The 24675-nt window shown below is 34.2% G+C and carries 21 protein-coding genes; 20 read left to right on the top strand and 1 reads right to left on the bottom strand.

What is annotated here, in order from left to right; genetic code table 11:
* The first annotated feature begins 1 nt into the window (after position 1).
* The 20 genes from L1S34_RS12415 (at position 2) to L1S34_RS12320 (ending at position 23136) form a co-directional block, all read left to right on the top strand.
* The gene (locus L1S34_RS12415) at positions 2-712 is read left to right on the top strand and encodes a WbqC family protein (protein ID WP_236364286.1); all 711 of its coding nucleotides are present in this window, start codon (positions 2-4) and stop codon (positions 710-712) included.
* A complete protein-coding gene (locus L1S34_RS12410) occupies positions 713-1657 on the top strand; it encodes a hypothetical protein (protein WP_166138255.1) in 945 nt (314 codons plus the stop codon).
* Complete coding sequence (locus L1S34_RS12405) at positions 1650-3008, top strand: GNAT family N-acetyltransferase (protein ID WP_236364285.1); 1359 nt, start codon at positions 1650-1652, stop codon at positions 3006-3008. Before L1S34_RS12410 ends, L1S34_RS12405 begins: the two co-directional genes overlap by 8 nt.
* The gene (locus tag L1S34_RS12400; protein WP_236364284.1) at positions 3008-4183 is read left to right on the top strand and encodes a glycosyltransferase; all 1176 of its coding nucleotides are present in this window, start codon (positions 3008-3010) and stop codon (positions 4181-4183) included. Before L1S34_RS12405 ends, L1S34_RS12400 begins: the two co-directional genes overlap by 1 nt.
* A gap of 60 nt (positions 4184-4243) precedes the next feature.
* The gene (locus tag L1S34_RS12395; RefSeq protein WP_166138264.1) at positions 4244-5377 is read left to right on the top strand and encodes a glycosyltransferase family 4 protein; all 1134 of its coding nucleotides are present in this window, start codon (positions 4244-4246) and stop codon (positions 5375-5377) included.
* A complete protein-coding gene (locus L1S34_RS12390) occupies positions 5374-6384 on the top strand; it encodes a glycosyltransferase (RefSeq protein WP_236364283.1) in 1011 nt (336 codons plus the stop codon). The genes L1S34_RS12395 and L1S34_RS12390 overlap by 4 nt, the downstream gene beginning before the upstream one ends.
* A 72-nt stretch (positions 6385-6456) precedes the next feature.
* Positions 6457-7494, top strand: a complete 1038-nt coding sequence (locus L1S34_RS12385; protein WP_236364282.1) for an acyltransferase family protein — start codon at positions 6457-6459, stop codon at positions 7492-7494.
* Positions 7495-7502: 8 nt separating this feature from the next.
* Positions 7503-8465, top strand: a complete 963-nt coding sequence (locus L1S34_RS12380; protein WP_370637624.1) for an acyltransferase family protein — start codon at positions 7503-7505, stop codon at positions 8463-8465.
* Positions 8462-9538 (top strand): glycosyltransferase family 4 protein, encoded by a 1077-nt coding sequence (locus tag L1S34_RS12375; RefSeq protein WP_166138278.1) that lies wholly within the window; start codon positions 8462-8464, stop codon positions 9536-9538. Before L1S34_RS12380 ends, L1S34_RS12375 begins: the two co-directional genes overlap by 4 nt.
* Positions 9535-10644 carry a glycosyltransferase family 4 protein gene (locus L1S34_RS12370; RefSeq protein ID WP_236364280.1) on the top strand — a complete coding sequence of 370 codons (1110 nt, stop codon included), beginning with the start codon at positions 9535-9537 and terminating at the stop codon, positions 10642-10644. Before L1S34_RS12375 ends, L1S34_RS12370 begins: the two co-directional genes overlap by 4 nt.
* 4 nt (positions 10645-10648) lie before the next feature.
* Entirely contained in the window at positions 10649-11740 is a 1092-nt protein-coding gene (locus tag L1S34_RS12365) for an EpsG family protein (protein WP_236364279.1), read from the top strand.
* Positions 11741-11742: 2 nt separating this feature from the next.
* Complete coding sequence (locus L1S34_RS12360; RefSeq protein ID WP_236364278.1) at positions 11743-12621, top strand: glycosyltransferase family 2 protein; 879 nt, start codon at positions 11743-11745, stop codon at positions 12619-12621.
* A gap of 6 nt (positions 12622-12627) precedes the next feature.
* Complete coding sequence (locus L1S34_RS12355; RefSeq protein ID WP_236364277.1) at positions 12628-13716, top strand: glycosyltransferase; 1089 nt, start codon at positions 12628-12630, stop codon at positions 13714-13716.
* Positions 13700-14866: a glycosyltransferase family 4 protein gene (locus L1S34_RS12350; protein ID WP_236364276.1), complete on the top strand. Its 1167-nt coding sequence runs from the start codon at positions 13700-13702 to the stop codon at positions 14864-14866. Before L1S34_RS12355 ends, L1S34_RS12350 begins: the two co-directional genes overlap by 17 nt.
* Positions 14859-15458, top strand: a complete 600-nt coding sequence (locus L1S34_RS12345) for a sugar transferase (RefSeq protein WP_166138296.1) — start codon at positions 14859-14861, stop codon at positions 15456-15458. Before L1S34_RS12350 ends, L1S34_RS12345 begins: the two co-directional genes overlap by 8 nt.
* On the top strand, positions 15451-16068 hold the full coding sequence (locus L1S34_RS12340; protein ID WP_166138324.1) for an acetyltransferase: 618 nt from the start codon (positions 15451-15453) through the stop codon (positions 16066-16068). The genes L1S34_RS12345 and L1S34_RS12340 overlap by 8 nt, the downstream gene beginning before the upstream one ends.
* Positions 16061-17209 carry a DegT/DnrJ/EryC1/StrS family aminotransferase gene (locus L1S34_RS12335; RefSeq protein ID WP_236364275.1) on the top strand — a complete coding sequence of 383 codons (1149 nt, stop codon included), beginning with the start codon at positions 16061-16063 and terminating at the stop codon, positions 17207-17209. Before L1S34_RS12340 ends, L1S34_RS12335 begins: the two co-directional genes overlap by 8 nt.
* Positions 17210-17617: 408 nt before the next feature.
* On the top strand, positions 17618-19510 hold the full coding sequence (locus L1S34_RS12330) for a polysaccharide biosynthesis protein (protein WP_236364274.1): 1893 nt from the start codon (positions 17618-17620) through the stop codon (positions 19508-19510).
* A 476-nt stretch (positions 19511-19986) separates the two neighbouring features.
* Complete coding sequence (locus L1S34_RS12325) at positions 19987-20760, top strand: polysaccharide biosynthesis/export family protein (protein WP_236364273.1); 774 nt, start codon at positions 19987-19989, stop codon at positions 20758-20760.
* Between the two features lie 9 nt (positions 20761-20769).
* On the top strand, positions 20770-23136 hold the full coding sequence (locus L1S34_RS12320; RefSeq protein WP_166138304.1) for a GumC family protein: 2367 nt from the start codon (positions 20770-20772) through the stop codon (positions 23134-23136).
* 89 nt (positions 23137-23225) lie between these two features.
* Here the strand turns inward: L1S34_RS12320 and L1S34_RS12315 are convergent, their stop codons facing one another.
* Positions 23226-23972, bottom strand: coding sequence for a tyrosine-protein phosphatase (locus tag L1S34_RS12315; RefSeq protein WP_236364272.1), 747 nt, complete (start codon positions 23970-23972; stop codon positions 23226-23228).
* Between the last annotated feature and the right edge of the window lie 703 nt (positions 23973-24675).

Below are 24675 nucleotides of genomic sequence, written 5' to 3'. Positions count from 1 at the left end.
GATGAAAATTGCAATAATGCAACCATACTTTTTTCCTTATATAGGTTATTTTAGTTTAATAAAGCACACTGAACGGTTTATTCTTTTTGATACCGTGCAGTATATAAGACATGGTTGGATAGATAGAAATAGAATTTTAAAGCAAAAAGATTCTTGGCTATACATCCAAGTACCTTCATCGAACAAAGGACGAGATACATTAATTAAAGATTTGAAGATAAATAATGTTGAATTATGGCAAAAAAAGATTTTGTCGCAATTAACAGTATACAAAAAATCAGCTCCTTATTATTTTAAAGTAATTAACTTATTAAATTCAGTTTTTGAACAAAAGTTTGAAACAGTAGTTGAGTTAAACAAGTTTTCTCTTGAAGTAGTATGTGATTATTTAGGAATAAATCACAAAATAGAAGTGTTTTCTGAGATGAATCTCAAAGTTGCTGATGCCACTGCACCTGATGAATGGGCTTTAAATATTTGTAAAATGTTGCCTGAAGTCAATGAATACTGGAATCCAGTAGGAGGCTTAACCTTTTTCGACAAAACCAAATACGATAAAGAAGGAATTAATCTTTTTTTTCAACATGTTACTTTACAAGAATATGATCAGAAAAGAGAAATGTTTGAGCCAGGTTTATCAATTATCGACATTTTAATGTTCAATTCTCCGGATGAAATTAATGTTATGCTTGACAATTACAAATTATTATAAATGGAATCGATAGGAGGATATTTTGGTCTTGAATTAAATAGAGGAAATCACTATCACCGTGGTTCCAATTGTGTTTTATTAAATTCTGGTAGAAATAGTTTAGAGTACATTTTAAAAGTGAATCAAATTGATAAAATCTATTTGCCTTATTTTACCTGTGACGTTTTATTAGAGCCAGCTACTAAACTAGGTATAAAATATGAAATGTATCATATCGACGAAAACTTAGAACCCATTTTTGATTTTGATAAAGTTCAAAAAAAACAAATTTTTCTGTACACAAATTACTTCGGTTTAAAAGATGATTATATAAAGCTATTGCCCCGAAATAATTTTAATATCGTGATTGACAATGCGCAATCATTTTTTTCAGACCCAATAACTGGATTTGAAACATTTTATTCTGCTCGTAAATTTGTAGGTGTTGCTGACGGTGCCTATTTATTTAGTAATGAATTGGATAACTCAGAGATTGAACAAGATTATTCTGGGCAGCGATTGAGTCATTTAACAACACGAATTGACAAATCGGCGGAAGAAGGTTACAACGAATTTGCATTAAACGATGCTAGTTTAATTGGACAACCCATTTTGAAAATGTCAAGATTTACAGAGTCTGTTTTACAATCCATAGATTATGAAACGATTAGACTAAAGAGATTGGAAAATTATAATTTTTTACACTCTATTTTGGGAGATGACAATAGGTTCAAAGTGATTAAAAACAACTCACAAGTTCCTATGGTTTATCCTTTTTTGACAAGCGATTTATCACTTCGACAACGTCTTTTGGAAAACAAAATTTATTGTGCAAAATATTGGCCAAATGTAAAAAGTTGGAACGGAAGTACTTTAGAATGTGAAATGGCTGAAAATTTAATCCATCTCCCAATTGATCAAAGATATTCTATTGCTGAAATGAAAAAAATCATTAGTTATGTATAATGTTTACATCAGACCATTACAAATTGAAGATGCAGCTATTTCATATCTATGGCGCAATGATGAAGAGATTTGGAAATATACTGGTTCGCGTCCTAATTTAGAAATTACCTATGATATTGAGAGAGATTGGATCGTAAAAGTTATAACAGAAAAGATTTCCAAACGTTTTGCAATCATTGTTGATGGCGTGTATGTTGGAAATATTCAACTTACCAACTTAACTAAGCAAGATGCGCAGTATCATATTTTTATTGGTGATAAAAATTACTGGGGCAAAGGAATCGCGCAATTGGCAACCTTTCAAATTTTGACTTATGCAAGAGAAACTTTACAGCTAAATGAAGTTTATTTACAAGTTAATGTAGACAATGCAGCAGCGGTACGTGTATATGAAAAATCAGGTTTTGAAAAAGAACAAGTAGTTGAGCAAAATTTGAAAATGGTATGTTTTTTAGAATCTTTGCAGCAGCCTACGGTAAGTATTTTTTGTATGGTTTATAATCATGAAAAATATATTGTCGAGTGTTTGGATTCACTTTTAATGCAAATATGTACTTTTAATTACGATATTGTCTTAGGTGAAGATTGTTCCAAAGATAATTCAAGAAGTATTATTTTAAATTTCAACGAGAGATTCCCTGGTAAGTTTAAATTATTGTTACATGATCAAAACGTTGGTGCACAAAAAAATCAAGAGCAAATTTTTAAAAGTTGTACCGGCAAATACATATCTATTTGCGAAGGCGATGATTATTGGACAGATCCCTTAAAATTACAAAAGCAAGTTGATTTTTTAGAAGCTAATCCAACTTATGGTTTGGTTTGTACCAATTATACTTCTGATGAAATTATTACACCTTTTGATACAAGTAAAGAGATAAGCTTAAAAGACATTTTAAAAGATAGTGCAGTAGGCACGGTTACGGCCTTGTTCAAAAAGGAATTAATTATAGAATATTTTAAAGAGCAAAATAATTTAGAACTGAGTATGGGCGACTATCAACTATGGCTTTTTATGTGTTCTCGTGCTAGAGTTTATAAATTGTCAGACAACACAGCATATTATAGAATTTTGCAAAATTCAGCCTCTGGACGAAATAATGCTTTAAAACTAAAGAAATTTGCTTTAGATGTACTACAAATCACAAAACAGAACCTAAACAAGATTTCCTCAAAACAAGATACCGACGATATTTTGAGAGAAAGATATGGGCAATTGTTCAAAATACTAATTGATTCAAGAGATAGAGAATTTATAAAATACCAACTTTCTTTTTTTAAAACTGTAAACCATATTACAGTTTTAGATCTTAAAATATTTATCAAGGGAATTTATAAAGTATATCTATAATGAAGTTATTATTTGTCCTCATAAATATGAATTTAGGAGGAACTGAAAAGTCGTTTTTAAATTTGATAGAAACCTTATCCACTGATGATGAGGTAACGCTATTATTATTGGAGAACTCAGGCGAACTTCTAAACGAAATTCCAGATAGAGTTAAAATTATTTATCTAGAAAATTCAAATGAGATCAATAAAGTTATCAACACCAGCTTTAATGTTTTATTTCTCCAATCGTTAAAACGACTACAAGTTGCTACAGCATTCAAGTCTTTGCTGTACTACTTTATTTCTAAACTTGATGTCAAGAACGATTACTATTATTCATTTGTTAAAAATAAAGTTCCAAAAATTGATGCGTCTTTTGATTATGCTATTGCATTTGCAGGTCCGCATAGTTTTATAAGCAACTTTGTTATCCACAAAGTGAAGGCACATCATAAAATACAATGGATACATTTCGATGTTTCAAAAATTTACTTTAATAAAAATGTTATGAGCGCTATTTATCAGAAATTTGATAAAATAGTCTGTGTATCAGCGGATGTTATGACTCATTTTTTAAACGTTTTGCCAAAGTTGGCAACCAAAACTAAAGTGAAACATAATTTACTTTTGTTCGATAAAATTTTAGACTTAAGTACCGAGCCAATTAAAGCTTTCAATACCGATGTTGTTAATATTGTTACCGTAGGAAGACTCTCAAAAGAAAAAGGGCACGAGCAATTTTTACCAACGATGAAACGACTACAAGATAAGGGATATAAATTTTGCTGGTACATCATTGGAGATGGCAATCAAAAACAGCATTTAGAAAGTGTAGTTGATAATTTCGGAATGAATAAATCAGTAGTGTTTTTAGGAAAAAAAGGGAATCCATATCCTTATTATAAGTCTTGTGATTTGTATTTGCAACCGTCCTTTTATGAAGGGCATTGTGTATCAATTCTAGAGGCAAAGTTTTTTAAAAAACCAATTGTATGTACTAATTTTTCAGGTGCTAGCGAGGAAATTATAAATAATGTCAACGGTATAATTGTAGATTTTAATGAAGATTCATTTTATAATGCATTAGAAAAACTTATACAGGACAAGCAATTGAGGGATAAAATGGGAGAGTATAATTCCAAATTTGAGTTTAGTAATCCATTGCAATCATTTGATTTTTATATAAATTCTTAAAATACACCGTTTAAAAGCTTAATTCAATTTGAATTAGCTAGAAAATAATATTGAATGATCATGACTATAGTTTATTGTATTGGTGCTTTGATTAAACCGGGTGGTACCGAAAGTGTTTTGGTTAATAAAGCCAATTATTTGGCCGAACATTCTTCTCACAAAATTCATATCATTATTGCTGAACAACAAGGGCAACCTATTTGTTTTGATATTTCTCCTAAAGTTACCGTGCACGACATGGCTATTAGTACTTATTTTGGTACTAAGTTCAATGTAAAAGGGTTAACTTTTTTTTACAATGCCTATGTGTTGCGAAAGGTATATCAAAAACTTATTGACGCAATCAGTCCTGATATTATTTCTGTTTTAGAATTGGGCTATGATGATTTGATTATTCCAAAATTAAAAACCAAAGCAATAAAAATAAGAGAAATACATAGCTCTGATCAAGCCCAAAAAATTATTCGTGGTGGAACAAGTCTTTTTTCTAAAGACCTTTTGATGATGCATTGGCATAATTATTTGGCGAAACAATATGATACCATTGTTTTACTAACAGAGCAAGATGCACAAGATCGTTATTATTTTAAAAATAAGGAAGTACTACCCAATTGTGTAACTATGCCCTTTGATTTTCAAAAAGATTTTCAGAGTAAGCGTGTGATTAGTGTCGGCCGTTTAGATGTGTTTAAGAATTTTGCTGACCAAATTATGGTTTGGCGCTCTGTTGCCTCCTCACATCCTGATTGGGAATTGCATATCTATGGAGATGGGCCAGAAAAAGAGAAACTGCAAAAGTTGATAATTGATTTGCAATTAGAAAAGAATGTGTTTCTAAAAGGAATTTCAAAAGCTATTGCCCAAGAGTATAGTACTTCAGCATTTTTTATTTTTACCTCGTTAGCCGAAGGATTTGGGATGGTATTGGTAGAAGCCATGCAAATGCAATTACCTGTAATAGCTTACGACTGTCCATGCGGACCCTCAGCGATCATTGAAGATACCGCTAATGGTTTTTTAATCCCACTCAAAAATAAAAAGCTCTTGGAAGAAAAAATACTTTATTTAATAGGCAATCCAGAACAGCGCGAAATTATGGCCAATACTGCTTTACAAAGTAGTCAACAGTATCGACCAGAAATTATCATGCCAAAATGGATTCACCTTTTTGAAAGATTAATTACCAACCGATGAGTGATTTAATAAGTATCGTTGTACCTGTTTACAATGCACAAAATTACATCCTGCAATGTTTGCAAAGTATTTATTTGCAAACATATAGCTCTTATGAAGTACTGATAATTAATGATGGGTCTACAGATGCTAGCACGCAAATAATACTTGATTTTATTAAAGATAAACCGCATTTTAGGTTGTTTACAAAGTTGAATGAAGGCGTTTCAGTGGCGCGCAATTACGGAATTGAACGAGCGTTAGGAAGCTATTTATCATTTATAGATGCAGATGATTACGTCGAGCGTCATTATTTAGAGAAATTGTTCGAGCCCTTTAAGAACAATTTAGAATTGGGCTTGAGTTGTGGCGGTTATTATGAGTTATCGCGTTATGCTAAGGACGGAATTTCTTTGCATGATTTTCAGGCAGTTCTTGACGAAAATACTATAGATGTTACCTTGTTTTATGATTATTTGTTTCACGGAGTGACTGGTGTATTGTGGGGAAAATTATTTGTTGCATCTATAGTTAGACAACATTCCATCTTGCTGCATCCTGAGATAAAGTTGTCAGAAGATTTAGTTTTTGTATTTGAATATGTGACTCATATTCGAAAGATTGCGCTAGTCAAAAGTCCGCTTTATTACTACAATCGTTTGCATGAAAATGGTTTGAGTGGCTTAATAACGCTGCAAAATATACCAGATTTAGAGCATGTTCATGATGCATTACTGCAGGTGGCAACTATCAATAAGTTACTTTTTTTAGAGCCAGTTATTCGGAATAGGTATAATAGTGGAGTTTTAAAAATAGCTCAAAGTATTTGCACTAGCAAAGAGAATAGCTCTGGAAAAAAGAGTAAATTAAAACAGCTCTATACTTTGAGTAAAAGTAGGTTAACGCGTTTAGAAATACGTTCTTTGGAGCAAAAAATCTATTGGAAGTTGTTTGTAAACCGTTGGTTTATATGTTTAATAGTCGTTACATCCGTCTTCCAATTTTTAAGACGTTTGAAACGATCTTAAATATTTAAAAAAAAAGGATAAAGGTTTTGCAGTACCTATAAAAAATAATTTATACTAATTTATTAATAGTTCATGGAGATATCGGTTCAAAAATCAAATCAACTGAAGGCAGTTGCAGTTTTAATGATGCTGTTTCTTCATTTGTTTAATAGACCGTTCAAAGGTTTGTTTCAACCATTGCTGTTTATTGGCACGCAGTCTTTATCCTATTATATTTCGCTGTTTTGCGATGCTTGTGTGCCCATTTTTTGTTTTTTAAGCGGGTATGGATTGTATTTTAAATTTGTAAAAAATACTAATGCAATTTACAAACAAGAAAATTCGGATAGAATAAAAAAGTTGTATATAAATTATTGGATCATCCTATTACTATTTGCAGTCCTTTTAGGTTGGCTTATGAATGCGGATGGCCTACCTGGTGATCTAACAAAGTTTGTTTTGAATGTCACCGCTATAGATACTTCGTACAATAGCGCTTGGTGGTTTTTCTTTACTTACTTACTTTTAGTAGCTTCTTCGGCATATTTATTTTATATCATTGACAGGTTTCCGCTCCTTTTTTTGTCGGCTACCTTGTTAATAATTTATGTGATTGGTTTTTATTACAGGGTGTATCAGCCGGGAGCGTTTGATAATTTCGTGCTCAACTGGTTTCAAAGACAGTTGAGTTTGTATGCTACCTCACTGCTATCTTTTTGCTCAGGTGCTATGGCCTTAAAGTACAAGTGGAACACGAAAATGAGTTTTTTTTTTGCAACTCTAAAATTTAAAAATGCGCTAATTCTAGTTGCTATTGCGGTATTAATAGTTATTCACGGTGTTATTCCTAATTTTATAGTAGCACCATTTCTTGCAATTCCTTTTATTTTTTTATTCTGCCAGCTCAATTTGTCAAAAAATGTAGCACAAATTTTTGATTATGTTGCCCCGCATGCTACTAATATGTGGTTGGTACACATGTTTTTTTATGTGGTCTATTTCGAATCATTCATTTACAGTGCAACATACGTTTTACCTATTTTTTTTGTACTCGTTTCATGTAGTTTGTTTAGTTCAATAATTGTGAATTTGTTGAATAATGCAATTTTAAAAAAAAACAAACTTAAGTAGTCTTTGATATGATGAGTAAATCCACAAGAATTCCCGAATTAGAGGCTTTAAGGGGTGTTGCCGCAATTAGTGTACTCTATTTTCATTATACTTTTTTTTTTCGATCTCAATTAAATTATGATTTTAATCCCTTTTTTGATTTTAAATATGGGCATCATGGTGTTGAATTATTTTTTATGATTAGTGGGTTCGTGATTTTTATGAGTTTGGAAACAATAAAAAGTGTAAAAGAATTTTTGTACAAGCGATTTATCCGATTGTATCCCACCTATTGGATCTGTTTATCGATTACATTGTTTGTTTTGTTATTTAATAACACAGATTCTTTCCAAGTGGCACCTGTTGAAAAAATTTTGAATGTGCTCATGTTTCACGGTCTTTTTTATATTAGTAATGTAGATGGTTCTTATTGGTCATTGTTACATGAATTACTATTTTATGCTTTAATGATTACCTTATGGAAGTTAAGTTTACTCCAGAAAATAGAACTTATATGTTTATTTTGGTTAGCACTTATGTATGCTGCTCTTTTACGCCCCTCCATAATTGATATTGTGTTAAATCTTAAATTTGGAGTTTTCTTTATAATTGGTATACTCTTTAATTTATTGTATCAAAACAACAAAAATCGTATTGCTCAAATTATTTTAGTAATTGCATTAGTTAGTGTGTTTGTAATTCAAAGGAACCTTGAGGTTTTTTTATTTACATGTTTTTTTGCAAGTGTTTTTTATTTACTGATTTATAATAAGTTATCTTTTCTGAATACACCCATCTTAATATTTCTAGGAAAAGTATCCTATCCTTTGTATTTAATACATCAAACCGTTGGTTTTATTTTAATTTATAATTTGATGAAAGCAGGTTTGCCACATTTTGGTTCAATTTTAGTAACGATGGCATTTGTCATAGGTTTAAGTTTCTTGATTTATGAATATTTAGAAAAACCCATTCTTAAAAAATTTAAATGAAGCTATTGTACATTACAAACGGTATCAATGGATCGGGCGGTCTAGAGCGTGTTCTATCTGTAAAGGCTTCATATTTAGCTGAAGTATACAATTACGATGTAACTATTCTTTGCTTGAATGATGGGCATGAAGACCCATTTTATCGTTTTTCAGATAAAATTAAAATGCTATCAATAACTGTGGCAGGGAATCCATTTCAGTATATCATGTCATATAAAAATGGGATTCAAAAAATAATTAAGACTATTGAACCTAATGTTGTTTCAGTTTGTGATGACGGTCTGAAAGGATTTTTCATCCCTAAAATTATTGGTTACAAGACACCAATTATTTATGAAAGGCATGCCTCTATTGAATTGGACAGGACCAATGGTCTTGCCAATACAATGAAACGAAAGTTAATGCAAAAACTAGCCGCTGACTTTACTGCTTTTATTGTGCTTACTAAAAGTAATTTGAACGAGTGGACTTCGAATAATTTGATTTGTATTCCTAATCCGCTAACTTTTTATCCTGCAACTTCAAGTACTTTAAATACTAACAGTGTCATTTTTGTGGGTTCTCAATCTCATAACAAAGGAGTAGATTTACTTTTACTAGCTTGGCAAGAAGTGACGAAAAAATTTCCTGATTGGAAATTATCATTCTACGGGAAGGGCCATCACGATCATAAATACGAAAAGTTAGCTACAAAACTTGAAATTGAACAGACTGTTTTTTTTAATGGGCCCGTACAAAATATAGAAAAAAAATACTTAGAATCGGCACTAATGGTTTTACCTTCAAGATCAGAGGGTTTTGGAATGGTGTTAATTGAGGCGATGGCTTGTGGAGTGCCATGTGTTAGCTTTGATTGTCCATCCGGTCCACGAGATATTATTCAAGATGCGGTCGATGGATACTTAGTGCCAGCTGAAGAGGTAGCAGCATTGGCACTCAAAATGATGGATTTAATGGCAGACGAAGAGAAGAGAATCCTTTTTGGTAGGCGAGCCAAGCTAAATGTGCAACGTTTTCTTCCAGCATCGGTTGTAAGTCAGTGGGATTTGCTCTTTAAAAAATTAATTTCATGAAAATAGTATTTAACACGGATCAAATATACCTGCACGGCGGAATTGAAAAAGTGATGGCAACAAAAGCCAATTATTTTGCTGATGAATTGGGTTACGATGTTACGATTCTTACCTGTGAGCAGCGCAACAATAAACCTTGTTATCCGTTGAGTGCCAAAATTAAGTTCCTGGATTTAGGTGTTGATTATCATAGAGAAAAAAGTTATTTTTCACTAGCTAATCTTGCTAAACTCCCATTGCATTTTTATAAATTAAATCGAGCCCTTCGTAAGTTACAACCCAACGCAGTCATTGTTTGTAATTTTGGTTTTGATTATTATGGGATGCCTTTTTTCTACAAAAGAGCAAAAAAAATTAAGGAGTTCCATTCTTCGCGTTATTTTGACAATAAATCGCGAATTGAAAACAATTCGTTCTTTAAAAATCTTTACTTTAAATTTAACGATTGGATAGAGGCTAAATACGATCATTTGGTGGTGTTAAATAAAGATGAGGTTCCGTATTATAAAACGCAAAACGTTGTAGTAATTCCAAATCCTATAACTATCCCAGTTGATGTTGCACCTTTACAAAGTAATTTGGTCATTGCTGCCGGTAGAATTTCTCCAGTAAAAGGGTTTGACCATTTGATTCAAGCTTGGAAAACTATTCATCTTAATGCTCCCGAGTGGGAATTACACATTTACGGTGAGGATTATGTAGGCACACAAGAAAAATTGGCGATTTTAATAGCAGAGCAACAATTACAAAAGACGATTTTTTTTAAAGGCAGTAGTACCAACATGCTACAAACGTTTCAACAATACAGTTTGTACGCGATGAGTTCTATAACAGAATGTTTTCCGATGGTATTGCTTGAAGCTTTATCTGTAGGACTTCCTGTTGTGTCCTTTGATTGCCCCAACGGGCCACGAAATATAATTACTGACGGCGAAGATGGATTGCTTGCCATCAATCAAAATGCTGAGGACTTAGCTAAAAAAATGTTATTTTTGATGCAAAATGAAGAAAAGCGCCAATTTTTTGGACAAAATGCAAAACGAAACAGCACACACTTTTCTACAGCAGTAGTCATGAAACAATGGCTCAATTTATTACATTTTTGATACTATGCTTGACTTTATACCATTAGCCTTTTATACTAAAATTTACTATTATTTTTTATTGATGGTTGTTTTGGTAACATATATCCGTTCAAATTCTACTGAAATAACTGCTCCAAAAAGTATTGCTGCCAATCAGTCTTTAGGTTATTTTATATTGTTTTTCAGTATACTTTATATTGGTTTTCGTCCTATAAGTGGGGCTTATTTTGGTGATATGGGAACTTATGCTACCACATTTGAGCTATACCAAAATGGGGATATGAATATGTTTAAAGAAGATGTTGTATTTGATTTTTTCATGCAGGTTTGTGCTAAAATCATGAGCGTACAATTTTTTTTTGTAACCTGTGTATTGTTATACGTTTTACCTTTATGGTTTGCTTCTAAAAAATGGTTTGCGGGATATTCTTATTACTCCTTTTTGGCGCTTTTAATCTCATTTTCATTTTGGAGCTACGGCACCAATGGGATTAGAAATGGTATTGCTACATCCATTTTTTTGTATGCTTTATCCAGAGAAAAATTAGCTTACAAAGTGATGCTGGTTGCACTGTCAATCGGAGTTCATAAATCATTAGTCATTCCAGCTGTGGCGTTAGCTTTAACTTATTTTTATAAAAATCCTAAATCGTACTTTTACGCATGGATACTTTGTATTCCTCTGTCGTTAGTAGCAGGAGGTTTTTGGGAATCATTATTTTCAGGTTTGATGGGGGATGAACGATCAAGTTATTTGACAAGTGGAAATATCAATGATGACTCTTTTTCAAGTACTGGTTTTCGCTGGGATTTCGTTGTCTACAGTGCGGCTGCGGTGTACTGTGCTTATTTTTTTATTTTTAAGAAAAATTTTAATAACCCTACCTACAACCGGTTGGTCAGTATATATTTAACAGCAAATGGTTTTTGGATATTGGTTATCCGAGCGAATTTCAGCAACCGATTTGCCTATTTATCTTGGTTTATGATGGGACTCATTATTGTATATCCTTTCTTAACCAAAATTCAAGTAAAAAACCAACATAAGGTATTAGGAATGGTACTGATGGCGTATTTCGGTTTTACTTTTTTAATGAATGTAATTTTAGCTGCCTAATAATGAAGACACTTACTGTATTTACACCCACATTTAATCGTGCCTATTGTTTGCATCAAGTATACGATAGTTTGTGTGCTCAAACGGCTCAAGATTTTGAATGGTTAGTCATTGATGATGGTTCAACTGATGGAACTCAAGAACTTGTAGCGACCTGGATAGCCGAGAATCGCATCACTATAAATTACTGTTACAAAGAAAACGGTGGGATGCATACGGGGCACAATAAAGCCTACGAAATAATAGAAACGACATTTAATGTTTGTATTGACTCTGATGATTACATGCCGCCAAATGCAGTTGCAATTATTATAGAAGAACTCCAAGGATTAGATGATAGTTTTTCAGGTATCATTGGCCTAGATGCAGACCAAAAAGGGAATGTAATTGGCACAACAATTCCCGAGTCGTTAAGTCGCTGTAAACTCAATGAGTTGTACAGCAGGCATGGTGTACAAGGAGATAAAAAAATGGTATATAGAACAGCTTTAATGAAGAAGTGTCCTCCTTATCCAGAATACAAAGGCGAAAAATTTGTACCCTTAGATTACAAATGTTTATTGCTAGATCAAGAGTACGATTTAAAACCCGTTAATCAAGTGCTGTGTGTTGTAGAATACCAACTTGATGGTTCTAGTTTAAATATTTTTAAACAATACCGCAAAAATCCACGTGGTTTTGCGTTTTCTAGATTGAGCAGAATTGAGTTTGGGAGCACATTTAAGGAACGCTTTAAAAATGCGATCCATTTGGTATCTTCTGCTTTGTTTGCGCGAGATTTATCGCTTCTAATGCAATCTCGAAATCATCTTTTAGTATTTTTTGCAATTCCTTTTGGTGTTTTATTGCATTGTTATGTTCTTTTAAAAACCACAAGTTAAATAGTTATGAAAATACTACATATCATAAATAGTTTAGCAACGGGTGGTGCAGAAAAATTACTACTTGAGACGATTCCGTTGTATCACCAAAAAAATATACAAGTTGATCTTTTGGTATTACAAGATCATGACTCTCCATTTTTGCTAGAACTTAAAAAGTTACAATGCACAACAATATATTCTTTAGGAACTCGATCGGTATATAATCCGCTCAACGTTTTTAAAATTATACCATTTCTGAAAAAGTACGATATTGTACATGTACACTTATTTCCTGCGCAGTATTGGGTTGTTTTGGCTAAAATATTGTCTTTATCAAAAGTGAAACTACTCTTCACCGAGCACAACACTAGCAACCGTCGACTTGCAAATAGTTTTTTTCGAATAGTAGACAAACAAGTATATCGTTTCTACAATCGTATCGTATGTATCACCAATGAAATACAGACAATTTTACTAGCCCATACTTCTTTACCAAAGTCTCGATTTACCGTTATTGAAAATGGTGTGAATTTATCAAAAATTGAACAAGCACAACCGTTGTCATGGTCAGAGATTGATAAAAGAATTCAGGCAAAGGATACAATATTAATTCAAGTGGCTGGTTTTCGCGAGCAAAAAGACCAAATGACTCTTATAAAAGCGCTGGTTCAATTACCTACTTCGATTAAATTGGTTTTAGTGGGTGAAGGAATTTTAAAAAATGATTGTGAAAGTATAGCCAAAGAATTAGGACTGCAAGACCGAGTCTTTTTTATAGGTCTACGTATGAACGTTCCACAATTGCTTAAATCAGCTGATATTGTGGTCTTATCATCACACTATGAAGGGTTGTCACTTTCAAGTATTGAAGGCATGGCCGCGGGTAAACCCTTTGTAGCTTCAAATGTTCCTGGATTAGCTGAGGTAGTGCAAGGAGCTGGGATTCTTTTTCCTGTTGGAAATGAAGTGCATTTGGCAGTTGAAATTTCAAAATTATTGGAAGATAAAGTACACTATAACAAAGTTGCTCAGGCTTGCCAAGAGAGAGCGGGGGAGTACGATATTCACAAAATGGTTGATAAACACATAAAGTTATATGAAAGTGTCTGTTAAACCAAAACTGATCCGAACGTCAACTGTAGCCATGTCTTTAGATTATTTATTGAAAGGGCAGCTCGCTTTTTTAAATGAAAAATACGATGTAGTTGCAGTTTCAGGCGCAGATGATCACTTAGAAACAGTGGCGTCAAGAGAAAAAGTGCGAACTGTCTCAGTGCCTATGCATCGACAAATCAAACCGTGGCAGGACCTTATTTCTTTATGGAAATTGTATCGCTTGTTTCTGATAGAAAAGCCTCAGATTGTTCATTCTATAACGCCAAAAGCAGGCTTGTTAAGTATGACCGCAGCTTTTTTTGCTAGAGTTCCAGTAAGGATGCATACGTTCACTGGATTAATTTTTCCTTCAAAAACAGGTATCCTTCAACAAATTTTAATTGTAATGGATAAAATTCTGTGTTTGTTTGCCACACATATTTATCCAGAGGGGCAAGGAGTTCTTCAGGATTTAAAAAAGTTTGGCATAACTAATAAAAAGCTATCGGTATTGGCAAACGGTAATGTGAACGGAATTGATGTAGAATATTTTGACCCCAAACAACTAGAACCAGCTCAAATTGTCGCACTAAAACAAGAATTGAATATTGAAGTAACTGATTTTGTTTATATTTTTGTTGGTCGTTTAGTAGCAGATAAAGGTATAAAAGAATTGGTGGCTGCCTTTTTGAAATTGGAGTCACAAGCTAGCGGAGTCAAACTACTTTTAGTCGGTCCACTAGAGCCTGAGCTCGACCCCCTTGATGCACAAACTTTGCAGGCCATCAGTCAGTCAAACAACATTTTGCATCTTGGGTTTCAAAAAGACGTACGTCAATATTTTTCAATAGCCAATGCACTCGTGTTTCCTAGCTACCGCGAAGGTTTCCCAAATGTAGTATTGCAAGCAGGAGCTATGGGATTGCCCACAATTGCAACCGATATATCGGGATGTAATGAAATAATTAAACGGGGATACAACGGAATTTTAGTACCTGTTAAAGACGAAGTAAAACTTTTTGATAGCATGTTTCAATTGGCGACAAATAGTGTGTTTTGTAACGAGCTAGCTTCTAATTCACGAAGTGTAATTGTTGAAAAGTACCAACAGAGATTAGTTTGGGAAGCCATTGATAACGAGTATAATAGAATAGTAAATCATGTATAAAGGTTTTTTTAAAATCATTTTTGATAAAGTAGCAAGTTTAATAGGGCTAGTTTTGCTTAGTCCTGTATTTTTAATTTGTACCATAGGATTGTTTTTTGCCAATCAAGGAAAGCCCTTTTTCTATCAAAGTAGGCCTGGTAAACGTGGGAAAGTGTTTCGAATTATTAAGTTCAAAACAATGAATGAAAAAAAGGACACAAATGGTAAATTACTTTCAGACGCAGAGCGATTGACAGCAATTGGGACTTTTGTTCGCAAAACGTCATTAGATGAAATTCCTCAATTAATTAATGTGCTAAAAGGTGATATGAGTTTGATTGGTCCAAGGCCTTTGCTAGTCTCTTATTTACATTTATACTCTGATTTTCAAAATCGCAGGCATGAAGTTAAGCCAGGAATAACAGGATGGGCTCAGGTCAATGGTCGCAATGCAATAAGTTGGGATAAAAAATTTGAATTGGATGTATATTATGTAGATCATCAGTCTTTTGCACTGGATTTCAAAATTTTATTATTGACAATTCAAAAAGTAGTAAAAAGCGAAGGTATTAACGCTGCTAATGCAGCAACAATTGAACCTTTCAATGGCTGAAAAGTTATTTTTGTATGGGGCCAGTGGTCATGGTAAAGTTTTGTTAGACCTAATTCAATCGAATAAGCAATCGGTCGATGGCGTTGTTGATGACAACCCGCTTTTGTACGATTTAATGGGAGTTCCAGTATATAGGAGTAGTAAATTAAATCACTTTCAGGGGGAGTTACTTATTTCAATTGGAGACAATGCCGTGCGTAAAGCAATTGTAACGTCTTGGTCCTTTAAAAAATTCTTCAAAGCAATTCATTCTAGAGCTACTGTTTCTTCCTATGCAAATGTAGGGGATGGTTCGGTTGTGATGGCGAACGCTGTTGTGCATGCGGATGTACAAATTGGAGCCCATTGTATAGTAAATACGGGGGCTGTGGTAGAACATGATTGTACCATCGGTGATTTTGTACATATTTCACCTTGCGCTGCTATAGCAGGTAATGTTGTAGTAGGTGAGGGAACACAAGTTGGCATTGGAGCTTGTGTCATTCAGGGAATTCAAATTGGTAAATGGGTTACAATAGGCGCAGGAGCCGTTATTATTAAAGATGTACCAGATTATGCTGTTGTAGTTGGTAATCCTGGAAAAATTATAAAATATAAAAAGAATGAATAATTCAAAAATTTGGTTGTCCTCTCCACATATGGGAGGCAATGAACAAAAATACGTACAAGAGGCTTTTGATACCAATTGGGTTGCTCCGCTAGGACCAAATGTTACTGGCTTTGAAAAAGATTTAGAATCGTACTTAGGGAACAATGCACATGTTGGCGCTTTAAGTTCAGGTACAGCAGCATTGCATTTAGGGTTGGTGCTCCTCGGGGTAAAGGCTGGTGACGTAGTTTTATGCCAAAGTATGACTTTTTCTGCATCAGCAAATCCAATTTTGTATCAAGGTGCAATACCAGTGTTTATTGATAGCGAGACTGCGACATGGAATCTTTGCCCCGTAGCACTTGAGAAAGCAATTGTACAGGAAACAGCCAAAGGGAAAAAGCCTAAGGCTATTATTGCAGTGCACTTGTATGGAGTTCCTTATCAAATTGAAGCCATCAGAGCGATAGCTGATCAATACGAGATTCCAATTTTAGAAGACAGCGCAGAAGCGTTGGGCAGTACTTACAAGGGCCAAAAATGTGGCACCTTTGGTGATATTGCAGCATTGTCTTTCAATGGTAACAAAATTATTACTACTTCTGGAGGTGGTGCTTTGGTAGCACAATCTGAGGCAATCAAGGAGCGAGCCATTTTTTATGCTACTCAAGCTAGAGATGCGGCGCCGCATTACCAACATAGTGAAATTGGCTATAATTACAGAATGAGTAACATTTGTGCCGGAATTGGTCGCGGACAAATGGAAGTACTAGATGTTCATGTGGCTAAACGTCGCGAAATGCATGATTTTTACGAAGAATTATTTCAAGATGAAGAAGGTATCACAGTTTTCTCTTCGCCTGACTCGGATTATTTTGCAAATTATTGGCTAAGCGCTATCGTGATTGATCCTGCAAAAACAAATGGTTTAACAAGCGAACAGTTGCGCTTGGCACTCGACGCAGAACAAATTGAGTCAAGACCATTATGGAAACCAATGCACTTACAACCAATTTTTGAACAATATGCCTATTATGGTACGACGGTTTCTCAGGACCTGTTTGAAAATGGATTGTGTTTGCCTTCAGGGTCTAATTTGACTGATGCTGATAAAACGCGTATTAAACAAGCGATATTGAAGGTGCTGGTCAACTACAAATAATCAGGTGTGATTTCCACAAGGTCGGTTCGAGTGTTTTTAAGTACGTAATTGAAACATAAACGATATCAGAAAATAATCTAATTGGCAGGGAATTATAATCGAAAATTAATGCAATCAAAAGGTCATATTTTAAAAGCACCTCATTGAAAGTGCTTCTAGAATACTCCATACATATTCCGTACATACCCTATACATAGCCCGAAGGAACCCATATGTTATTTGAAGGTGAACAAGGTAGCTTACTTCAAAAATATTTATCGAAATAATGGTGTACAATGGCCTATTTTAATTATTATATTTGTACTGTAAGTAATATTAAAAAAATCAAAAATTTTGCGTACTTCTTCTAAGAAAAAATCGATTAAATTTATTGCTTCATTGGCAGAAAAGCTGAATGTGAGACTAAACATGAAAAACTTAGGCTACCTACCAAGGTGGATCATTGTAAGTATTGACATGATGGTGTTAATGGTTTGTTTTGTGTCTACTTTTTTGATATTCCAAGGAATGCGAATGAGTTATATTGTAACTCATCACAACGTAGCCTTTATATGTTCTTTTTTTGGGACAAACTTGTTTTTCTTTTGGCTATTTCGAACTTATTCTGGAATTATAAGACATTCATCTTATATCGATGCAGTAAAATTATTCTTCTCTCAAGCTTCAGTATTGATTGTCTTTGTGCTGCTGAACTTTATTTGCTTGGTTTCTCTTGGTTTCAAGCCTTTACTAAACACCGCTTTGTTTTTTAATACCACTTTGTCTTTTTGTGGTTTATTTTTATACCGCGTTTTGGTAAAACAAGCTTTCGAATTGTATTTCTCAGATAAAAAGAGCGCAAACCTAATTCGAACCGTAATTTACGGTACTGATGCAAATGCAATTTCTGTTGCCAATGCGCTTAATTTTGAAACACCTTCTCGTTTCAAAATTGTGGGGTTTGTGGATAAAAACAATCAAAATGCATCCAAAAGGATGTTAGACTTACCTATATTGGTGCTCAAAAAGAAATTGCCAACATTGATGCGATCTGTAAATGCTCAAAGTGTCATTATTGCAGATAAGTCGTTGTCTAAAGAAGATCAAATTGCATTTGTAGATCAATGTTTGGAATACAATTTAAAAGTCTATACCGTACCATTAATTTCGGATTGGGAAAATCAAAAGGAAATTTCTCAAAAAGTTAAAACGATTGAAATTGAAGATTTGTTAGAGCGTAAGCCTATCGTTTTAGATAACAAAGGGATTTCTAAACAATTAAAAGATAAAGTTATCTTAATCACGGGAGCGGCCGGATCAATAGGTAGTGAAATCGTAAGACAAGTAATCACTTTTAATCCAAAATTGGTCATCATGCTGGATCAGGCTGAAACGCCTTTGCATCATTTACAGCTAGAAACTGGAGTTTTAAGGAGTGACGTAGAGATTCGCACCATTATTGGTGATATCCGCAACCTTGAAGCAATGGATATGGTTTTTAAAACCTATGCTCCTCAAGTTGTTTTTCATGCTGCAGCATACAAACATGTACCTTTAATGGAGGATAATCCTTGTCAAGCCGTTTTTACGAATGTAGTAGGCACAAAGATATTAGCAGATTTATCTTGTTTGTACAAGGTCAAAAAATTTGTAATGGTCTCTACCGATAAGGCAGTAAACCCAAGTAATGTAATGGGTGCTAGCAAAAGAATCGCAGAGAAATACGTGCAATCGCTACAGTTAAAAAATCGACAAGAAAACGAAAAAGCAGCCACAAAATTTATTACTACACGATTTGGTAATGTATTGGGATCTAATGGATCTGTAGTACCGCTTTTTACAAAACAAATTGCGCAAGGCGGTCCTGTGACCATAACTCACAAAGATATTATCCGTTATTTCATGACCATTCCCGAGGCTTGCCAATTGGTACTTGAAGCGGGCGCAATGGGTAAAGGAGGTGAAATTTACATTTTTGATATGGGTAAACCTGTCAGAATTATAGATTTAGCTCGTAAAATGATAAAATTAGCGGGATTTGTGCCTGAAAAAGACATAAAGATTGAAGTAGTGGGTTTACGACCAGGAGAAAAACTATACGAAGAACTACTCAATGATACCTCAAAGTCTATTCCAACACATCATGCCAAAATTATGATTGCACAAGAAATTCAAGAGGAATATGAGAATCTTCACCATGAGATTTATGAATTGATCTCTATTTCTAAAAACTTTGCAGGTGATGCCATCGTTGGTCAAATGAAAAAAATTGTACCCGAATTCAAAAGCATGAACTCTAGTTTCGAAACACTAGATAAGTAACATAAATACATACACATTAATTTAATTAAACGAAACAGGCATCCAATCGCCTGTTTTTTTATGCTCTTGATGTTAAGATCCTGTTGAGTGGTCTTGATATCAATTTTAAAGTAGATCATGACAATTTGATCACAAGTGAAGTGCCAGCAAAATACAATGAAAAGCTATTGGTTTTTACAAGTAACTAGTGTCGGAAATTATTATAATTAGCCTAAAAAAAATCCTCGATACACCCCTTTTGAAGTTGTATAGGCTATTGAAAATTTTCCGCCATTTTCCGACACAATAAAAATTAGAAGTGAAATTTTTGGACAATTATCCTCAGAGTTTAGTGCGAGATAAAGCGCAGGATAGTCTGTCGCAAGTTGGAGCATCGCCGCATAGGTTAATGCTAGAATTTAAAAGCTTCTTAGCTTAAATCTGGCAAGTTTGTATGATTATAATTACTATCTTTGCCGTCTTTTAAACTAAGAAATATGAAACACATTCTTTTACAAAAAACAGCAATCTTTGTGGTTTTTGTAGTATTGTTGTGCTCTTGCGCTTCGCGTAAGGATATGATTTATTATCAAGATGTTGATAATCAGTCAAATCAAAAAGGCTTAAATAGCTATGAAATTAAAATACAACCTGATGACTTATTGTTACTCACTGTTTATGCAGACGATGCCGAGGCTGTAAAGTCATTCAACTTAAATATGTCAACAGATTTGACATCAGGAAGCTCGGCTGGATCCTCTTATTTGGTGGATGCTAATGGGTACATTGACCTCCCAACAGTTGGTAAATTCAAAATAAGTGGTTTATCTCGTAGTGAGGCTTTGCAATCACTAGAGCAGGAGTTATCCAAATACATAAAAAAACCGATCGTTAGTCTTCGAATTAGTAATTTTAAAGTCTCAGTACAAGGAGAAGTTGCTGCACCAGGAAGTTATCCAATAGCATCTGAAAGAGTGACTCTGATCGAAGCGCTCAGTATGGCAGGAGATTTAACGGTGTATGGTAAAAGAAATAATATTTTGGTGATTCGCGAGGTTGAAGGGGTTCGTTCTTATAATAGAATTGATATCACAAAAGCTGAATTTATGAATTCACCTTTTTACTATTTGTCACAAAATGATGTGGTATACGTAGAGCCAAATCAAAATAAAATTGATGGATCTGCTGTAGGGCCGAGTATTAATTTAATATTTTCCGTTACAGGTATACTAATATCATTGGCAACTTTCATAATCACCACTCTAAAATAAGCTATAACCATGGAAAACAATTCTATGATAAATGACACACCAGAACAGGATTTTCAAATTAGGGCTATTGTAGATCAGTATGTTTCCTATTGGAGGTGGTTTGTTTTGGGAGTGGCAATTACGATGAGTGTAGCTTACATTTATTTGCGCTATTCCATTCCGCAATACAGAGCAGCGACAACAATTTTAGTTAAGGATGACAAAAAAGGAGGCTTATCTTCAGAGCTATCTGCTTTCGCAGATATGGGTATAAGTGGTGGTAAAAGTAATTTAGACAACGAAATTGAAATTCTCAAATCTCGAAGTTTGGTAGAGAATACCGTTCGTAAAATGAACTTGAATATTGCGTTTATTGTTGAAGGTAAAGTGCTTAGTACCAATTTGTACAATAAAGCACCAATTCTACTAACTTATCTTGAAAAGAAATCTGATTTCTACAACGAAGGTCGATCCTATCAATTTTGGGCATTGTCGAATGATACATTTCAATTTATTGATTTATTGGGGCAAGGAAATGTCTTAGAAGGAGGGAAAAAAGTGTTTCGTTATGGGCAACCTATACGCACTAAGTATGGAACTTTGGTGATTAACAAATCCTTGGTCAATACGCAGCCTTACAATGATGAGGTGCGTCCAATCAAAATCATAATCAACCCTCTAGAAGGTGTAGCAGCTAGTTTTAGGTCACGCTTAAGTGTAGCTTTGTTGAGCAAAACGAGTAGTGTAGTAGAGTTGTCCCTTGTAGATCCTGTAGTAGAACAAGCGGAAGATTTTTTGAATAATTTGGTGCAAAATTACAATGAAGAAGCTGCCGCCGATAAAAACTTCATTTCTGAAAACACTTCCAAATTCATAGCAAATCGTTTGGCTTTAATTACTGAAGAGTTAGATGGTGTTGAAAAAAATGTAGAAAGTTTTAAAACAGGAAATCAGCTAACCAATATCGAGGCAGAAGCACAGCTTTTTATAGAAGGTTCAAGCGAGTATGACAAAAAAGGTATTGAGACAGATATTCAATTGAATGTAATTACATCGTTGACTGATTTTTTAAAGAAAAGTACACCTTCGGATTTATTACCAACTAATATTGCAAGTGGAGAAGCGCAAGAACTTATCCAAGAGTACAATCAGTTAGTTTTGACACGCAATCGTGTTCTTAAAACGGCAACAGAGGTCAATCCAACGGTAGTTAAAATTAGTGAACAAATCAATGCTTTGAAATCAAATGTTGCAGCTAGTTTGAGTCGTCAAAAAAACAATTTGATGATTCAAAAGAGAGATTTAGGGAGTCAAGAAGGTGTTTTTAACAGTAAAATAAAAAAAATCCCGTCGCAAGAACGTCAATTTAGAGTAATTGCACGCCAACAAAAAGTAAAAGAAGAATTGTACTTGTATCTTTTGCAAAAACGCGAAGAGACTGCTATAGCGCTTGCTGCAACTGAGTCAATTGCACGTGTTGTAGACTCTGCAAAAGGATCATACACTCCAATTTCACCTAAAAAAAGCATTATCTATCTAGGTGCTCTTTTGCTAGGTTTGTTAATTCCTTTCGCAATCATTTATTTGCTTGACCTTTTAGATACTAAAATTAAAAGCCGTTTGGATTTGGAAGGTAAATCACCAATTCCTTTTATCGGTGACGTGCCTTCGTCCGATTCTCCTTCTGAAATTATAAAATCAGAGAGTAGAACCAGTTCAGCCGAAGCGTTACGAATCATACGAACGAATCTAGAGTTTATGTTGACCAAGGTGCCAGAAGGTATTGCAAAAACAATTTTCCTGACGTCAACCTTTCCTAAAGAAGGTAAAACCTTTGTATCGGTAAATTTAGCGGCGACTTTTGCATTGTCAGGAAAAAAAGTTTTATTAATCGGAATGGATATTCGTAATCCTAGACTAGATGAGTACTTGTCAATTCCAGATCGTGGTGTAACTAATTATTTGTCTAGCAAAACCCTAGTTTTAGAAGATTTAATTGTGAAATACGATGGTTTCGAAGATTTTCATATTTTACCAGCGGGAATTATTCCTCCCAACCCAGCGGAGTTGTTAATGAATAAAAAAGTAGATGGACTCTTTGAATCACTCAAAAAACAATACGATTACATCATAGTCGATACGGCTCCCGTAAGTTTAGTGACAGATACCTTATTAATTGCTAAGCATGCGGATTGCTTTATCTACGTAGCTCGTGCTAATTTCTTAGAAAAACGAATGCTTAATATACCAAACACTTTGTATAAAGAACAAAAGTTGCCTAACATGTGTCTACTTCTTAATGATACAGATTCTACAAAAGGCTATGGGTACGGTTATGGTTATGGAGTACAAATAGAGAAAAAAGTTTGGTACAAACGACTACTAGGAATTAAATAGAGAATACCTTCAAAAAAAACGGGTACTGTAGTGCAAAGCTATAGTACCCGTTTTTTTATATTAAGTGATCAAGCTTTAGTAAGCCTGTTTTAAAGACTTATATTTTTAAAAAATTGATTGTTAGCAATAGCCTCTTCAAGTGGTTTTAGGTCTTTTATAAGTACTTTATTTTCAAAAGCAGCAATATGTTTCAAATGATGTACATCCGTTCCGACATAAGTATACATACCTTTCTGTAGTAATTGATTTGCGATTTTTGTAATTGCTTCACCATAATACCCTACCACCGAAAGTAGGTTCAATTGAAAGACACAGCCTGCTCGCAAAAGTTTATCATATTCACTATTGTTATTGTGATAAAAAAGGTATCGCTCAGGATGTGCTAACACAGGAATATATCCTGCCACTTGCAAGTCAAACAAAATACTGTACAGCTGTATTGGTGCATTTATGTATGACATTTCTACTAACACATAATTATCCTTTAAAGTCAAAAGAGTGCCTTGTTGAAAAAGAGTGACAAACTGGTCGTCCATCAAGTACTCTGCTGCAGCTTTAAAAGGCAATGCAAATCCGTTAGCATGTAAGTCAAGCAAGGTCGATTGTTCCTTATCAATAATACCCTCCTTGGTGTTGTTCCATACATGTTGAATAATATGAGGGGTAGTAATGATCTCAGAAATCCCAAAACTTTGCAACGCCCTTACAAGATTATGGGTGTCGTTTATTGTTTGAGCTCCATCATCAATACCTGGAAGCAAGTGAGAGTGTATGTCAATATGATGATCAGGGATCAAGTCCCTCAAGATCGGTTTGGGTTTTAAGAATGTAAACATGTTGCAAATATAAATAAAGTCTCCTATTATTGTACGGCTATTTGTGTATTCAATTTTGATGCATTACTCTATATTTATTGCAGCTCACATTGTCTGTGAATAGTGTCTCCCTTTTGGCGTTCCGTCTTTCTTGCTCTTGCCTTTTGTTTAGGCAAGATCAAGTAAGTCGTCGGGCTATTCGCTGCAAGTCCTCGCCACTCCCTCAATAGGGTCGTGCCTGTGGGCTTTACGCTGCTATCCCTAACGCGAGCTGCAGGTATTATAGACGAATTTTGTCACAGCTACATATTATATAGAGTATAGCTCGTAGACTGCAATTCTTAAAAACGACAGTTCGAGTGTTTTTTGCGCAGTAAAACGCATTAAAAAATGTGTTGAGAACCGTTTTTGTCAATTTCACTCGACGGGTAGAGTAAAACACAGCCATTTTTCATAGTATATAAGGTAGAACATCCGCCGAATTATCATGGATAACCGCTAAATTTCCCCATCAAACTTGCAAAACGACTCCAATCATCACAGCGATGAAAAAAACTTCATATCTAACCTTATTGATTTTAAGTTACTTAAAAAATAGTTTGCAATTAAGTTTAAAAAAGGCTTGTAAAAGCGAATAAAGGTTGTAGTTTTGCACCCGCAAACAGCGCAACGTTCTTATAAAAACTGAAAACAAACCAAGAAACATTTTTTTAAAAAAAAATGT

This window comes from Flavobacterium sp. K77 (genome assembly GCF_021608205.1).
GTDB classification, from domain to species: Bacteria; Bacteroidota; Bacteroidia; order Flavobacteriales; family Flavobacteriaceae; genus Flavobacterium; species Flavobacterium turcicum.
The sequence above is the reverse complement of the archived record's forward strand: the minus strand, read 5'-3'. Positions and strand labels throughout refer to the sequence as shown.